The organism is Maledivibacter halophilus (assembly GCF_900167445.1).
GTDB lineage: Bacteria > Bacillota > Clostridia > Peptostreptococcales > Caminicellaceae > Maledivibacter > Maledivibacter halophilus.
On record NZ_FUZT01000014.1, the window covers coordinates 94,796 to 112,230 of the forward strand.

Annotated in this window: 14 protein-coding genes; all 14 read right to left on the reverse strand. The window is 31.2% G+C overall.

Features of this window, described 5'->3' with window-relative positions; genetic code table 11:
• Positions 1–308 precede the first annotated feature (308 nt).
• The gene (locus B5X81_RS21925) at positions 309–1,037 is read right to left on the reverse strand and encodes a ZIP family metal transporter (RefSeq protein ID WP_079494925.1); all 729 of its coding nucleotides are present in this window, start codon (positions 1,035–1,037) and stop codon (positions 309–311) included.
• A 185-nt stretch (positions 1,038–1,222) separates the two neighbouring features.
• Positions 1,223–2,077: an SDR family oxidoreductase gene (locus tag B5X81_RS21930; protein WP_079494927.1), complete on the reverse strand. Its 855-nt coding sequence runs from the start codon at positions 2,075–2,077 to the stop codon at positions 1,223–1,225.
• Between the two features lie 11 nt (positions 2,078–2,088).
• Positions 2,089–3,135: a mannonate dehydratase gene (uxuA, locus tag B5X81_RS21935; RefSeq protein ID WP_079494928.1), complete on the reverse strand. Its 1,047-nt coding sequence runs from the start codon at positions 3,133–3,135 to the stop codon at positions 2,089–2,091.
• An 18-nt stretch (positions 3,136–3,153) separates the two neighbouring features.
• The gene (gene uxaC, locus B5X81_RS21940) at positions 3,154–4,557 is read right to left on the reverse strand and encodes a glucuronate isomerase (RefSeq protein ID WP_079494930.1); all 1,404 of its coding nucleotides are present in this window, start codon (positions 4,555–4,557) and stop codon (positions 3,154–3,156) included.
• A gap of 21 nt (positions 4,558–4,578) precedes the next feature.
• Positions 4,579–6,978, reverse strand: coding sequence for a glycoside hydrolase family 31 protein (locus B5X81_RS21945; RefSeq protein ID WP_079494931.1), 2,400 nt, complete (start codon positions 6,976–6,978; stop codon positions 4,579–4,581).
• A 19-nt stretch (positions 6,979–6,997) separates the two neighbouring features.
• Complete coding sequence (locus B5X81_RS21950; RefSeq protein ID WP_079494933.1) at positions 6,998–8,302, reverse strand: TRAP transporter large permease; 1,305 nt, start codon at positions 8,300–8,302, stop codon at positions 6,998–7,000.
• Positions 8,303–8,330: 28 nt separating this feature from the next.
• Positions 8,331–8,807, reverse strand: coding sequence for a TRAP transporter small permease (locus B5X81_RS21955; RefSeq protein ID WP_079494934.1), 477 nt, complete (start codon positions 8,805–8,807; stop codon positions 8,331–8,333).
• A 40-nt stretch (positions 8,808–8,847) separates the two neighbouring features.
• Complete coding sequence (gene uidA, locus B5X81_RS21960; protein ID WP_079494936.1) at positions 8,848–10,650, reverse strand: beta-glucuronidase; 1,803 nt, start codon at positions 10,648–10,650, stop codon at positions 8,848–8,850.
• A 65-nt stretch (positions 10,651–10,715) separates the two neighbouring features.
• The gene (locus B5X81_RS21965; RefSeq protein ID WP_079494937.1) at positions 10,716–11,747 is read right to left on the reverse strand and encodes a TRAP transporter substrate-binding protein; all 1,032 of its coding nucleotides are present in this window, start codon (positions 11,745–11,747) and stop codon (positions 10,716–10,718) included.
• 286 nt (positions 11,748–12,033) lie between these two features.
• A complete protein-coding gene (locus B5X81_RS21970; RefSeq protein ID WP_079494939.1) occupies positions 12,034–13,041 on the reverse strand; it encodes a LacI family DNA-binding transcriptional regulator in 1,008 nt (335 codons plus the stop codon).
• 258 nt (positions 13,042–13,299) lie between these two features.
• The gene (locus B5X81_RS21975; RefSeq protein ID WP_079494940.1) at positions 13,300–13,548 is read right to left on the reverse strand and encodes an alpha/beta hydrolase; all 249 of its coding nucleotides are present in this window, start codon (positions 13,546–13,548) and stop codon (positions 13,300–13,302) included.
• A gap of 68 nt (positions 13,549–13,616) precedes the next feature.
• Positions 13,617–14,312: a transglycosylase domain-containing protein gene (locus B5X81_RS21980; protein ID WP_170917547.1), complete on the reverse strand. Its 696-nt coding sequence runs from the start codon at positions 14,310–14,312 to the stop codon at positions 13,617–13,619.
• Between the two features lie 312 nt (positions 14,313–14,624).
• Positions 14,625–16,556 (reverse strand): FtsX-like permease family protein, encoded by a 1,932-nt coding sequence (locus B5X81_RS21985; protein ID WP_079494943.1) that lies wholly within the window; start codon positions 16,554–16,556, stop codon positions 14,625–14,627.
• Positions 16,543–17,307, reverse strand: a complete 765-nt coding sequence (locus B5X81_RS21990; protein WP_079494945.1) for an ABC transporter ATP-binding protein — start codon at positions 17,305–17,307, stop codon at positions 16,543–16,545. The genes B5X81_RS21985 and B5X81_RS21990 overlap by 14 nt, the downstream gene beginning before the upstream one ends.
• Positions 17,308–17,435 lie beyond the last annotated feature (128 nt).

The following is a 17,435-nucleotide window of genomic DNA, read 5'->3' on the forward strand; positions in this document are numbered from 1 at the left end:
ATTTTATCATAAATATTTTACATATTCTATTATAGATATTCTCTAATTTTCATGAATTTTTAAAAAATAATGAATTCTACTACATTTTTTGTTTGAAATTTATTAAACCTTAAAGTTATTTATTTTTATATATAAATGAACCTTCTCTAAATAGAAAGGTTCATTTATAGGGATTTGAGTAAAGACTTTATTATAGTGAAAAAAGTGAAATTTTAATTTATATAGCCTGAAAATATCCATGTTTCTATGACTTTTTATGACGTATAAATCAACCTTTCAATTTGATTCTCACCATAATCATAATTAAATTATATCAATTGCAACAAGATAACAAATATTATACCTACAATTAATGAGAATATGGTACTGTGATTTCCAGTGTTACATGCTGAAGTAGGAATTAGCTCATCGGCACAAATATAAATCATAAGCCCTGCCGTGGCACCTATTATAAATCCAATTAAAGTATGAGAAATATTTTTAAATAAATAGTGTGCAAATATAAAGCCTACTAAAATAGGTAATGCCGTCATTGAAGATATTAAAAAGGACTTAAGTCTGTTTTGAGTACAATGATAATATGGTGCCGATGTACATATTCCCTCTGGAATATTATGAATTGCTATTGCCAATGCTATAACAATACTTATTTTCGATTCCGAAACTGTTCCAATGGCTATTGCCATGCCTTCTGGAAAATTGTGAAGAAAAATTCCTATTATAAGATATACTGCTGTTTTCTTTATGTTTTTTCCCTGCTCCTGCTCGATTAATTCTGGATGAATATGGGGTATTAATCTGTCGATAGAATACATTATTAAAGAGCCAATAACAATCCCTGCTATACAAATATAAATGGAAGAAAATTCTATACTCTCAGGAATAAGCTCAAGAAAGGATATGGTCAGCATAATCCCAGCTGCAAAGGAAAGCATATTGTACATGAAAATTTCAGAGGGCTTTTTTAGCACTCCTATAAAGGACCCTATTATCGGTCCTAAGACAGATATTCCTACAATGGTAGCAATAGTATTCATAGATAATTCCCGCCAATCTTTTGTTTTGTAAAGTAACCTTTTTCTTATCTACTATAAATAATATATGTTATTTTGTCAATATTTCTGCATCGAATATAAAATTTGAAATAGAAAACCTGCAATATCCTCTAAAGGTTTATTGCAGGTTTTTACTATAATATAAACTATTTTATTCTAACAAATATTTAGACACCAGAGTAAGCTGAAAAACCACCGTCTACTGGAATTACCGTGCCATTTACAAATCCCGATGAGTTTTTATCTACAAGCCAAAGTAAAGTTCCTACAAGGTCTTCCGGTTCACCAAATCTATCCATAGGAGTATGACTTAATATTTTTTCTGCCCGGGGCTTAAAGCTTCCATCTTCATTTGTAAGAAGCCCTCTATTTTGATTTGTCAGAAAGAATCCCGGTGCAATTGCATTTACTCGAATTTCAACCTTTGACATATGTACAGCAAGCCACTTAGTAAAATTACTTACTGCAGCCTTAGCACCACTATAGGCAGGTATCTTAGTTAAAGGTACAAAGGAATTCATTGAAGATATGTTAATAACTACAGAATCTTCTTTTTCTAACATATCCTTTGAAAAAATCTGAGTAGGAATAAGGGTTCCCAGAAAATTTAAATTGAATACAAACTCTATCCCCTTTGGATCTAAATCATAAAATGTAATTATTTCATCATTTTTTTCTAAATCCTCTATGTTTAAGTACTCCTTGGTAGTTGTACCTTTAGGATGATTCCCTCCAGCACCATTTATGAGTATATCACATGTTCCAAGCTTTTCATTCACAATGGCTTTTGCTTTATTTAAGCTTTCTTTATCTAGAACATTTCCCGCTACTCCTATTGCTGTGCCACCATCATTATTTATTTCATCTGCAACCCTTTGGGCATTTTCTTTATTAAGATCAAGTACAGCTATCTTTGCTCCACATTTTGACAGAGCCTTTGCAAACACACCGCATAAAACTCCTCCCCCACCTGTTACTACTACAACTTTTTCTTTTAAATCTATATTAAAGGGTATTTTCATAAATTATCCTCCTAAATTTTATTTTTGCTTAAAGCTTCCCAAATACCATTTAAATAGGTAGCTCCAAGGGCCCTGTCATAAAGGCCATATCCAGGTCTTCCTGTTTCTCCCCAGATCATTCTTCCATGATCTGGCCTTAATGGTCCTTTAAAATCAACATCATGATATGCCTTCATAATTTCATACATATCCAAAGACCCATCATCACTTCTGTGGGAAGCTTCTTCAAAGGATTTTTCTCCTGTTATCTTTATATTTCTTACATGGGCAAAATGAATTCTTTCTTTTTTCCCAAAATGTCTTATGAGTTCAGGAATATGATTTTTTTCAGCCACACCCAAAGAACCACTACACAAAGTCAACCCATTATTAGGACTATCAACTAGGTTTATAAACCTCTCAAGATTATCTTTATTTGTTATTATTCTTGGTAGTCCAAAAATAGACCAAGGTGGATCATCAGGATGTATAGCCATTTTAATATCACTTTCCTCAGCAACAGGAATTATTTCTTTTAAAAAATATTCAAGATTCTCCCATAATTTCTCCTCAGTAATACTTTGATATTTCTTTAATAAGTCCTCAAGCTCACCTTCCTTATAGCTTGTATCCCAACCTGGAAGCTCTAAATCGCCAGATAGAGGATTCATTTTTTCAACTGTTTTTTCATCGTATATAAGTGCATTAGAACCATCCTTCAATTCATATTCCAAGGATGATCTTGTCCAGTCAAATACAGGCATAAAATTATAACATACTACCCCTACACCTGCTCTTCCTAGATTTCTTAAGGTTTCTTTATAATTCTCGATGTATTTATCTCTACTGGAAAGTCCAAGCTTTATATCTTCGTGTACTGGAACACTTTCTATTACATCAAGTTTTAGGCCCTTGTTTTCTATCTTGTTCTTCAAGTCCATTATCTTATCAATTGTCCATGCTTCTCCAACAGGCACATCATAAATAGCTGAAACTATACCAGTAACTCCAGGGATTTGTCTTATTTGATTAAGCGTAACCTTATCATCATCCCCATACCATCTCATGGTCATTCTCATAATATACCTCCTAAATTTTTATAACTTTATTTGAAAATAGTTTTTCGCATTATAGTAGCATATATTTTCTATAAGACTACCTAAAAACTCTATATCATTTGGAACCTCTCCATTTTCAGCCCACTCTCCAACTATATTGCACAATATTCTTCTAAAATACTCATGCCTTGTATATGATAAAAAGCTTCTAGAATCGGTGAGCATACCAACAAATCGGCTTAAAAGTCCAAGATTGGCTAAATCTGTAATTTGCCTTATAATTCCCTCTTTATGGTCATTAAACCACCAGCTAGTTCCAAATTGTACTTTCGATGGCATTCCTCCCTGAAAATTACCGATCATGGAGCCTATTATATAGTTATAGCTTGGGTTTAATGCATATAATATTGTCTTGGGAAGTTTATCCTTCTTTTCTAAAGAATCCAATAATCTAGAAAGGGGTCTTGCAATAGAATGATCATTAATAGAATCAAAACCGCCATCTCCACCAATTTTTTCAAACATTCTAGTATTATTGTTTCTCATTGTTCCTATATGAAATTGCATAGTCCAATTTAATGAAGCATACATCTCTCCTAAATAAATTAGTGTATAGGTCTTATATTTCTCTTCTTCCAAATCACTTATAGATTTATTGTTCAAAGCTTTTTTAAATATTAGATTAATTTCATCTATAGCTGCTTCTTCATAAGGAACATAATCCATGCCATGGTCTGATATTCTACACCCATGCTCATGGAAATAATTTATTCTTTCAGCTAATGCATCCAATAGATCACTGTAGGTTTCAATGGTTCTATTAGAGGATTTGGATAATTTTTCAATCCATTCTTTAAATCCTTCTTTTCTGATCTCTAAACCTTTATCTGGTCTAAAGGTTGGTAATACCTTTGCACCAATTTTGCCTTCCTTTTTTATCATTTTATGATATTTTAATGAGTCGATAGGTTCATCTGTAGTTCCAATCATCTTTACATTGGATCTTTCAATTAAAGCCCTTGCACTAAAGCCATCCTCTTTAAGAATCTCATTACATTTATTCCATATAAAATCTGCAGTATCTTCATTTAATACTTCATCTATTCCAAAATATCTCTTAAGCTCTAAATGGGTCCAATGGTACAATGGGTTTCCTATACAATTAGAGATAGTCCTGGCCCATGCCATAAACTTTTCATAGTCACTTTTATCACCGGTAATATATTCCTCACCTATACCATTACTTCTCATGGCTCTCCATTTATAATGATCTGCATATAACCAAACCTCTGTCATATTCTTATACTTTTTATCTTCCCAAATTTCTTTAGGATTCAAATGACAGTGATAGTCATATATAGGCACTTTTTTAGCATACTTATGATATAGTTTTATTGCTGTATCATTTAAAAGTAAAAAATTATCGTCCATAAATTTTTTCATCTAAATCTTCCTCTACAAAATCTAAATATTTATACTATGAATATTATCCTTATTTTTTTTGAAAATTTCCCCATTTATTGTAAGCCTTCTATTCTCTCCATTTGGAAGATAGAATCTTACTTCATTATAGGGTAGCTTATATTTTCCATCTTTACTAATAGTCATATCTATTGACTCTTTATTGGATTTCATATTTATATGAATATTTGTATATATTCCTTTTTTATAATCCATTGTAATTCCATCATCTTCATATAATGTATATGTTTTTTCTCCCTGACCTTTATGAGGGAAAAGAATAAATCCTCTTTCATCCTTATCTTTTGTTTCAAATGTTATATCAGCATCATTGATTGCTATTATTGAACCACCCTTTATAAGAAGTGGAGTATAATCAAGGGGTGAAGGTATAGTTATCCTTTGACCACCTTCATACCATTTTTCCGTATTAAAGTCATACCATCCTTCATCTGTTTTAGGAAGATAAACCTCTCTTTCATACTTTTCTTTTTGGGTCACAGAGGCTATAAGCATACTATCTCCCAGCATAAAATCATCATTTTCTTCAAAGGTATTATTATCTTCTTCAAATTCATAAAATGTAGGTCTTATAATAGGTTCATAATGTTTATTTGCCCTATAAAGTAGGTTGTAAATATATGGAGTAATCTTGGTTCTAAATTTAATAAGCTTTCTTATATATTTTGTTACCTCGGGATACATCCAGGGTTCATTTGCAGTTCCATCATCATTCCAAGAATGAATTGTAAATCTAGGATGGAAAATTCCATTTTGAACCCATCTTACAAACATTTCAGGTTCAGGGGCAGGACCTGCAAACCCACCTACATCATGGCCAATATTATATACTCCCGATAAACTCAATCCTATACCCATTTTTATATTGTATTTTATTGATTTCCATGATGTTCTATTATCTCCAGACCATGTCTGAACATATCTTTGCATACCTGGACAACCAGAACGAGAAATCAAATAGGGTCTTATATTTGGAGCATATTCACTTTGGGCTTCATATGAAGCCTTCATCATCAATAATGGCTGAAGTGGTCTTATTTGAGAAATATTTATTTCCTTCCCAAAGCCATTTGCCCTTGCCTTTTTATCCCAAATCTCATATTCGTTATTATCATTCCATGTGGAATCTATTCCGTATTTCAATAATTTTTCTGTTACCTGCTTTTTCCACCAATCATAAGCCTTAGGGTTTGTAAAGTCCACATATGATCCTAGCTCATCCCAAAACTGAGCTATTTCAGGTTTATCTTCATCCTTTTTTAGTACAAACATATTCTCCCTTTCAAGCTCGTCAAACATAGGATGATCTACTAATAATGCAGGTTTTATATTTGCACAAATCTTCAGCCCATTGTCATGAAACTTCTTTGAAAGCTCCTTTGGTGTAGGTACTTTATCATAATTCCAATTGAAAACATATCTTTTATCTTCAATAGAAGTGTATCCCGATGACAATTGGAAAGAATCACATGGTATATCATGTTCTTTACAGTCTTTAATAAATTTCTGCAATTGGTTTTGAGCATCTGGAGCATCAGTATAGCTCATAGTTGATCCAGAATAACCTATACTCCATTTAGGCATAAACATTGTTTTTCCAGTTAACCATGAAAATTTCTCAGTTACGTTTTTAATATTTGGACCAAGGATAATATAATAATCTAAATCGCCTTCTTCTCCATTATAATAACGATAATAGCCATGGTAATTGTCCAATTCATTCCCCATGTCAAATATTGATGTTGACAAATTGTCGTAAAATAAACCGAAAAATACATTAGTATTTTTATTTCTTGTAATGTAAAAGGGTATATGCTTATAAAGGGGATCGGTAAATTGTGCATCGTAACCCATAGGGTCAACACTCATCATTCTATATCTTTTTCCGTATCTATTGGTTTCTCCACTTTTTTCTCCAAGACCAAAATATTCCTCATCTAAATTTCTTTCAAGATAATGATATACACCATCACCAAGGGAATTAGATATATTATATGCCTGGGTCTTTCTGTCTTTAGCAAATAAAATTTCACTATTATCTAGCTTTGCATACCAGGAAGCCTTCATTCCGTTTAAGTCAAAAACCACCTTAATCTTAGAAGTTTCTACTATACAGGCTTCATCTGTGATACAATATTCAAATTTCGGTAAAGAAAATGGAGAAATATCAAGTCTGTCTCTACCTTCTTTTTCTATGTCATCCATCCCTGGTGCAATCAGCCACGTCCTATCTAGCTTAAGTTCATTTTCAATAAATAATACCCTGATTATATCTTCTTCAAGTACAAAGACCTTTACCATTGTATTATCAGTATCCAATTTGAAATCCAACACATTGTTTTCTTCCTTTATAAAACTAAAGGAATATTCTTTTAATATCATAGTTTAACACTCCTAAATTTTATATTAATCCAAAAAGCTTTGGCAAAATTAAGCTTAGAGCTGGAACATAAGTTATTAGGAAAAGAACTGCTATCAATGCCACAAAAAACGGAAGTAGAGGTTTTATAACTCCTTCTATTGAAACATCTGCAACACTACATCCTACGAATAATACGCTCCCTACCGGCGGTGTCATTATTCCTATACATAGATTAAATACTAGAACAATACCAAAATGTACCGGATGAAGTCCAAGTTGGGTGGCTATTGGTAAAAATATCGGTGTAAAAATAAGTACCGCTGGAGTTAAATCCATAAAGGTTCCTACTATTAACAAAGTAATATTCATGATAAATAGGATTACTATAGGATTGTCTGAAATTGACATTATTATATTACTTATTGCCTGAGGAATACCTGTATACGCCATAATCCATGACATTGCCGAAGAAGATGCAACTAAGAACATTATTACGCCCGTTGTTACAGCTGTCTTCATAAGTATTTCCTTCATGGATTGTATAGTTAGTGATTTATAAATTAGTGATAATATAAGTGTGTATACAACAGCTATAGCCGCTCCTTCTGTGGCTGTAAATATTCCAAATACAATACCACCAATAACTATAACAATAAGCAATAAACTTGGTATAGCATCTAAAAACACCTTAATAGCTTCTTTTAATGAAACTTTGTCACAAACTGGGTAATTATTTTTCTTTGCATATATATAGGCCACAACCATACATGCTAATCCCATTAAAATCCCCGGTATATAACCTGCTATAAAAAGTGCTGAAATCGAAACTCCTCCTGCAACTAGGGAATAAAGGATTAAAACTCCACTTGGTGGTATAAGCATACCAGTGGCACAGGATGCTATATTAACAGCAGCAGAGTAGGATGGTTCGTATCCCTCTTCTTTTTGAAGTGGAGCCATTGTTCCACCTATTGCTGCAGCTGCTGCAACAGCTGATCCAGAAAGAGAACCAAATAGCATATTCCCAAGAATATTAGCATGGGCCAATGCTCCAGGCAATCTTCCTCCAATTGTCTTTGCGAAATTAACAAGTCTTTTAGCAATTCCCCCATTGTTCATAATATTTCCTGAAAGTACAAAAAGGGGTACTGCAAGTAGCGAAAAGCTATCTATACCACTTATCATTTTTTGAGCCGCAGTGAAAATTGCTATATCCATTGGCAGTGCAGTAAGAGCAGTAATTACTGATGAAACTCCTATGCTTATGGATATAGGAACACCAATTCCCAATTGCACTAAAAAGGTAAAAAATAATATTAGTGCAGCCTTTAAAGCTATTTCCATTTCTTTACACTCCTCTTTCTAAAAGTTTTCAGTCTATATTTTCCATTTTTAAGTCTTCTAAAATATTAATAATCTGATAAATAACAATGATAACACCACTTATTGGGCCTATCATATATACAAAACCCTTTGGTATTCCCAAAATAGGAGTTTTTATTGTCATAACACCTGAAGCTAAATTATAACCACCCTTTATCAAAACAAAAAATGCTAAAATCAATACCACTAAATCAATAAAAGTACATATTAATTTCTTTGCAGTTCCCTTTGCGCCTTCCTTTACAAATATAAGGGCCATATGCTGCCTTGTTCCAAAGGCATAGGCAGCTCCTAAGAATGAAGTCCATATCAATATGAATCTTACTAACTCTTCTGTAAAAATACTTGGATTACTTAAAATATATCTAGTAAAAACCTGCCAAACTACCAAAGCAGTCATTACTATTAAGAAAAATGCAGTAACATAAGATAAAACACTATTCATTATCTTCTTAATGAATTCCATTTAATTCCCTCCATCATAATAACTTCTTAGAGAAACACTACTATTTGGTAAAATGATTACTTATTTTTTCCCATCTTTCCTTTAAATAATGGGCTGCCATTTTAGGCTGTCTTTGCCTTGTGAAAACACCTTTTTTATTTCCATCTATTCTTACAATATCCTGACCCGTCATAAAATCTGCAAAATTCCATACTTGTTCACCTATTACAAAGGGTAATTTGTCATAAACCCTGTGATATTCCTTTAAGAACTCAACTTGAAACTCTTCACTGAACATTATTGAGGGCTGCTTATGAAGTCCTGCTATGGTATCACAACCATATTCAGTCATTACAATGGGTTTTCCTTCTTTCTCATGCCAATCCTCAAGCCATTGCAGAAGTCTCTTTGCACCAGAAGCTATGTCACCTCTTTCAGAATACCATCCGAAGTACAAATTAAGTCCTATTACATCAAAGTATTTAGATACATGACATTTACCGGGCTCAGCAAGCATAATATTTACATTCATAAGAGGCCTATCATCTAATTTTCTCGTTTCTTCTACAAGCTCTTTAAAATATTCTCCTGCCCTTGGCTCCATTACAGAAGCTTCGTTAGCTAAAGACCACATTACAACTGAAGGATGATTTTTATCCCTTGCTATAAGCTCTTTAGTTATTCTTATATGCTCCTTTAAGGTATCACCATTAATTTTATCTTCTCTAAATACTCCATCAAGCTCCCCGACTGCTGGAACAGCCTGCCCTAGCATTCCTACTGCTGGAACTTCATCTATAACTACTATTCCATACTTATCTGCTAAATCCAATATCTCCTCTGAATATGGATAATGGGATGTTCTAAAGGAGTTGGCATTCGTCCACTTTAATAGATTAAAATCCCTTATATTAACTGCATCATCCAAGCCCTTACCTTTAATATCCATATCCTCATGTTTTCCGAACCCTTTGAAATAGAAAGGCTTATTATTAATTAAAAGCTGTCCACTTTCTATTTTCACTGTTCTTATACCAATATTAAGATTATATGTATCTATTAGCTCATCTTCATTTTTTATATTGGCAACGAATTTGTAAAGATAAGGATTCCCAGGCTCCCAAAGCTTTACACCATCTACTTGAACTGTGCCTTCTTTTCCCTTTGATTTTCCTTTTAAATTATTCTCCTCATCATAAATCTCAACTTCAATATTATTACAATCCTCATTGGTAAAGACTTCATAATTTATATAACCCTTTTCACCTTTAAAATCCGTCGTCTTTACACTTACATCTTCAATATGAACCTTTGGTCTTGTATATATATAAACTGGTCTATGGATTCCACCATAATTAAAAAAGTCATGCTGCTGCTTTTGTTTTTTAATTTTATTTCCATCTGCATCTTCAAAATAATACACTTCCCCCGGTGGAAATGTTTGCCATGAAAGTTCATTGTTAACGCATATTATTATCCTGTTTTCCTCTCCATATTTTACATAATCTGTTATATCTGCTTCAAAGGGTAAGAATCCTCCAACATATTCCTTAACCAAGTTACCATTAATCCATATTTTTGAGTTATGGCTGGCACTCCCCACCCTTATAAATATTTTGTCTTCATTCCAATTATTGGGTACAATAATGTCCTTTTGATACCATACATCTCCAACAATATCCCTCAATCTACCATCGGTAGTTATATCATTATAGCTTGAAGGCACTGGCATAAAATCATAGTCCTTTAATCCATTTTTAAACCATTCTTCCTTATATCCTTCTTCATTAAAATCTCCTTTAAAATTCCAAATTCCACATAAATTAATTAAATTTCTAGTTTGGGTAATTTTAGGATATAACATAAATATCACTCCTCTTGTGCAAAATAGTAAAAATTAAATCCTAGCTTGACGCTAGGATTTTTTTATTATTCTAATTCCTTGAAAGCATCAAGTAATTCTTTAACCTGCGGATAATCTTCTCCATATTGCTTTAACATTGGCTCAACAGCTTTTCTAAATGGCTCTTTATCAACCTCATGGAACTCAACTCCCATTTCTTCACTGGCTTCCGTTTTTGCTTCTTCTATAGCCTTGTCCCATAATGGTTTGTGATATTCAGTTGACTCTACAGCAGCTTCTTTTACTATAGCTTGCTGATCTTCAGAAAGAGACTCCCATACCTTTGAGCTTAGTACTAAAATATCTGGAATCCTTGTGTGTTCATCATATGAAAAATGCTTTGAAACTTCTCCATGCTTACCATTTGTAAGGGCTGTTTCATTACTTTCGGCTCCATCAATTACTCCAGATTGAAGTGATGTATAAACTTCTCCGTAGGGCATACCAACAGGTGTTCCTCCTAATGCTTTAACCATATCTGTTTGAGATTGGAAACCCATAACACGAATTTTTACTCCATTTAAATCCTCAGGAGTCAATATCGGCTTATCAACTGTATAGAATGAACGGGCTCCAGAGTTATAGAATGTAAGTCCAATAAACCCTTTCTCGGCAGTAGAATTATAAAGATTTTCTACGGCTTTAGATTCCATACTCTTAAAATAATGCTCTTCATCTGCAAAAACATATGGCAATGTAAAAGCATTATATCCTTCAGAATAAGTAGTAAGTGCTGCTGCTGAAACCTTGGTCATTGCAACTGCACCAGCTTGAAGTTGTTCTAAAACCTGAGATTCAGAACCTAGCTGTCCATTTGGAAAAATCTGAACCTTTAATGTTCCATTTGATTTTTCTTCAACTAATTTCCCAAATTCACTTAATGCTAAATGTACAGTATGTTTTTCATTTAAGTTGTGGGCTAATTTTAATGTTTTAGATTCAACTTTTTCAGTTCCTTCACTTGTACCCTGATCTCCTTCATTAACTTCATTACCACCACATGCAACTAAACTTAATGCAAGTATAACTACTAAAAATACAGATAAAACTTTTTTCATTTCTTTCCCCTCCTAATATGTATCTTTCTGGCAATTGATGAAAAATATAATGCCTTTATATTAAATTTTCACCACCATATTTTGTTAATGAATTAACATATAGTGTAAAAATTTAAACCATAAGGAACAAACAAATTAAATATAAGCGTTTTCCACATTTTGCACACGTGTGCATCACTAGAGACATTATAACATTTTCTAGCACACGTGTGCAAGAACTTTTTAATAAAATTGCCTAAAAATTTTTCAAGTAGCATATTATTATTTACCTTTAGCTATATATTTTCTACTTTTTAGGCAATATAGAATCTCTTTCTATAAAAAATGTTTTAAAGGATTTTTTTTCAATCTCTACATTTTTGTTTTTCATGATATTAAATAATATCTTTACTCCATAATAACAAATTTCCTCAATCGGTCTTTTTATAGTCGAAATAGATGGTGTTAAATAATGGGAAAATACGCTACCATCAAATCCAAGTATAGAAATATCCTCTGGAACTCTTAATCCAGCTTCCAATATAGCCTTCATTGCACCTAGAGCCATATCATCATTAAAAGCAAAAATCACACTGGGCTTATGTTCTAATTTTAATAAATCCTTAGCTCTCAGATAGCCACTTTCCAATCCATAATCACCTTTTACTATAAATTCATTCATAATATCAATTTTGAATTCACTAAAAGCCTTTAAATATCCTTTTCTTCTTACCTTTGTAGACTCAAAATCTTCTTTCCCTTCAATTATTGCTATATCTTTATGTCCTAGATTTATCAAATGTTTTATTCCTTCATAGACACCTATTATTTCATTTGAAACTATATTATTCACTTCTAAATCCTTTACTTCCCTATTTAATACTACAACAGGAATCATTTTCTCTATAACTTTTTTTATGAAACTATCATCCTCTTTCTTTTGACTTACAACAATTATTCCATCAAAATTTTTAGGGTTTATGGAATTGTAACTCTCGATATAGGTATCTATACTCTTTACTATAATATTGTAATTACTTCCTACCTTTTCACTAATACTTTTAATTACATTGTGAAAAAATGATGAAGATGTTCCATCGTAAATACTGGAAAAAAACACTCCAATATTATAGGATTTGGAAAGTACTAAACTTCTAGCACTTGTATTTGGAGTATAATTTAGATCTCTAGCAATTTCTAGTATTCTCTTTTTTGTTTCCTCATTTAATGCAGAAGAATTGTTTAAAGCCCTTGATACTGTTGAATGGGACACCCCTGCAATTTTAGCAATATCTTTTATAGTAGTAACATTCATGGCAAATTCCTTTCCTTTTATAATTCAAGTACTATTTTAACATATATTCATAATATACATTAAAATAATTTTTCTGTTTCAATTATACATTGTATATATTTGAGGAAATTGCATAACTCTAATTTGGCTGGGTTGCATATGCGAATATTATCCTTAATTTAATTATTTAGAATTAAATATATTTCGATGGTATGGCTTTGAAGATTTTAAAACCACATGTAGTAGATAATTTTTAGGTAAGGTAATTATGCAATTTGTTCATCTAGAAGTATTTATGTAACCTTTTTCTCCACCAGACCTACCATGTCTCCTATTATCAAATCTATCTACGCAGCATCCATACTCTATAAATCTGTTTTTTTCACATTTATATCTTCCAAGCTGTTCTCCAAATCCATGGACTATAACAATTATCGCCTTTGGTTTATTAAAAATATCCTTAACATAGTAAAGCTTAGTGGAGTCAGAAGATTCTATGCTTCCATCTGTTGATTCTAATAATTCCATTTATCTTATCATCCCATGCTGTCAAAAAATTACTCCATTTAATAATACCATATCTTTATACTTACTTGCTATTGAGACATAAAAACCATTTGCCATTTAATATTTCTCTCAGCTTCTTTATTTATATATCCGTTTTTAGCCATTAAATTTATAACTAGTTCCTGTCGTTTTTTAGCTCTTTCTGGATGTTTCTTAGGATTATAAAAACTTGGAGCTTGAATAATACCAGCTAGCATTGTACATTGAGCTGATGTAAGCTCTTCAACATTTTTATTAAAATAAGTTTGACTTGCTTCTTGAATTCCATTAGCTCCTGCTCCATAGTAAATTTCATTTAAATACATTTCTAAAATCTCTTCCTTTGTATATAGATTTTCTATTTTTACTGCTATAAACAATTCTTTTAACTTCCTTTTATAGGTTTTTTCATTGGATAAAAATAAATTCTTAGCTAATTGTTGGGTTATTGTACTTCCTCCTTGAATAATTTCTCCTTCTTTTAAGTTTGATATAAAAGCTCTTCCAATCCCTATAATGTCAAATCCAAAATGCATATAAAATCTTTTGTCTTCAACAGCCACTACAGCATCTAAAAGGTTCTGAGGCATATTATCTATTTTTATATAATCAGGGATATTGGATGAAATTTTCTTCATAAGGTCCTGCTCTGTAGAATAAGATTCATTTATTTTTTCATATACATAATAGTTTATAGATATAAAACAAATTATTAAAACTACTATGAATATAAATATATTTCTCATCGCTATAACCCTCACTCTCCATATATATTTTCTATTAATTTCATTATATATATATGTTAAAATAGTTGCCATTGAATTACATTACAATTAATATATCAAAACTTACGTTTTTGTAAGTTGAAATAATTGTATATGTAAATATTATACTTAATTTAATCGTTTAAAATGAAATATGTTTATTAAGTCATATTATGTAAATTGAAAAGAGCTATATAAGAAGTAGCTTTACAAAAAATTATTCAATTTTCTCAATTATATTTTAAAAGAACTTTCTTCCATAAAATTTATGGAAAAAAGTTCTTCAAACAGAATTTATACTTTTGAATTTACAATCTTATCATATGAGTTGACTGTTAAAATATAGTAAACCATATAAATAATGGTGTACGCTCCCATACTCAAACTTAACGGAATTGCCAAGTTTACATTTAAAATTTTATTTAGAAGTGCTGTAGCTACTAAGCTATGCATTATTCCTACAGCTAAAGGAAGAAGAAATACAAAGAACATTTGCTTTGCTATAGAAATTTTTATCTCTTTCTTGCTAACTCCTATATTCCTTAGTATTTTATACCTTCCCTTATCATCACTGGCTTCAGAAAGTTGTTTAAAGAATATTATGCTTCCTGTCGATAGTAAAAATACTAGTCCTAGGAAAGCTCCAATAAAAACTGTTAATCCTGAACTAATTAATCCTTCTTTATAATTATAGTAATATGAAGTAAACTGACGTCCTATTTCATCTTTCTTCATATTAGTTCTTGTTAGAAGCTTAGTTAACTCTTCAGTTAATTCTTCACTATTCTTTTGATTGCCATTTATATAAGCCTTTCCAAATATAATATTATCTTTATTATAATGCTCGTTATATATTTCATCCTTAACTACTAATATATTAAATACCATATGTCTATTAAGTAATGAGTAAAATTTATTATCTACTACCTTAAACTGTTTCTTTTCATTTCCTAAATAAAGCTCTCCTGTTTTTCCAATATAACCATCCTTAATAGATTTATTATAAAACTCATCTATAATAACTGCTTCTTCCATATTAGCTAGATTGATTTTTTCATCAAATCCTCGGATTTGTGCAATTTCATTAAATTTACTCTCAGAGATAATATTAATAGTCTCTTGTTCTTGTTTATATTTGTTAGCTCTAGGTAATTTGCCTCTAACCTGAACAAATTCAAATTCTACAGAGTTTATAACTGCATTTTGGGGATATTTTTTCATAATTCCTTCTACTTTTTTATTCAAGTTCTCATCATTACTAATAAAAGCATAACTAAAGGGATAATTAGAATCAATTTCGCTCTGAAAATCATAATAAAAACTAGCAGTCACCCCCATGGCAGTAAGGGTTGTAGCACTGAGTACAGCTATAGTAGCCAAGGTTCTGGAATGACCTTTTATTCTATATAAAAGCTGAGATATCCTAATCATATTAGTCCCTCTATAATATTGATTATTATTTCTTTTACCTAATTTAATCATAAATATTACAAAAGACGAGAAGAAAAAATATGTTCCTATGACAACAATTATTAAGGTTCCTAATATAGAAAATAAGGAAGGAAACTTTGGTAATAGATATAGTGCATATCCTCCAACTATAAGTCCAATTCCTAATATAGCAAATATTATTGAACCCTTTGGCTCTTTTTCTCCCTTTTTATCTGCTTTAAAAAGTTCCACAAGCTTAAATCTATAAATAATAGTATATCCATGAATAGAAGTAATGAAAAACAATATAGCAAAGGTGATAATAGTATTAATTATTGCTTTAGGAATTATAGTAAATTTTACCCCTACGTAAAATCCCATTAATTTAATTAATAGCATTACAAAAACCTTTGATAATAAGGTTCCCATAAAAATTCCAGCACCAAGGGCTAATATGCCCATTAGTATATTTTCATAAAAAAGCATTCTTCCTATTTCTTTCTTTCTAATCCCCATTAGAGAATACAATCCAACTTCCTTTTTTCTCTTTTTAGTAAAAAAAGTATTTGAATACCATATAAACATTGCAGTAAATATTGCAATTACAATAGATGAAGCTTTAAATGCAACATCTATCCTTCGATCAAGGCCAACTATTGTTAACACCTGCTCATTGTATTGGATTGATGTAAAGGTGTAATATATCATAATACTAGATATCATAGAAACTAAATATATAAAATAATTATAAAAGTTTCTTTTTATATTCTTTAATGCTATATTAAATAAGGTCACTATTGTCACCTCCAAGGGCCTTTAATACATCAAGTATCCTTTGGAAAAACTCCTTGCGAGACTTTCCTTTAAAAAGCTCTGTAAATAGTACCCCATCCTTAATAAATATTATTCTTTTACAATAGCTTGCTGCAAAAGCATCATGGGTAACCATCATAATAGTGGCTTTACTGTTTTCATTTAAGTCGTTTAGACACTGTAAAAGATCACTTGACGATCTAGAATCTAAAGCACCTGTTGGCTCATCCGCCAATATCAATTTAGGTTTGTTAATTATTGCTCTAGCTGCTGCTGTTCTTTGCTGTTGCCCCCCTGAAACCTCATAGGGATACTTGTTTAATATATCGTTAATTCCAAGTTTATTTGAAACTTCATTTACTCTTCTCTCAATTTCTTTATAATTAATCTTTGAAAGGGCTAATGGAAGTACTATATTTTCTCTAATTGTTAAAGTATCAAGAAGATTAAAATCTTGAAAAATAAAGCCTAATTTATTTCTTCTAAATAAAGACAATCTTTTTTCATTCATTTTTACAATATCCTCATCATCTATAGTTATAGTTCCAGAAGTTGGTCTATCTATGGTTGAAACAACATTTAATAACGTGGTTTTCCCAGCACCAGAAGGTCCCATTATTCCAACGAATTCACCTTCTTTTATTTCCAAATTTATATCATCAAGGGCAGGATAAATATTCCCTCTAGAACCATACACTTTTTTTAAATTTCTTGCCACTAAAACATTATTCATTTAATTTCACTCCTATATATTTATTATTACAAAAAAAATAAGGTTCAAAACTCCTATAAGATTTTTAAGAGCTTCTAACCTTATTTTAATTAAAATATATAAACGAAACCATTTATTTATCTAACAAA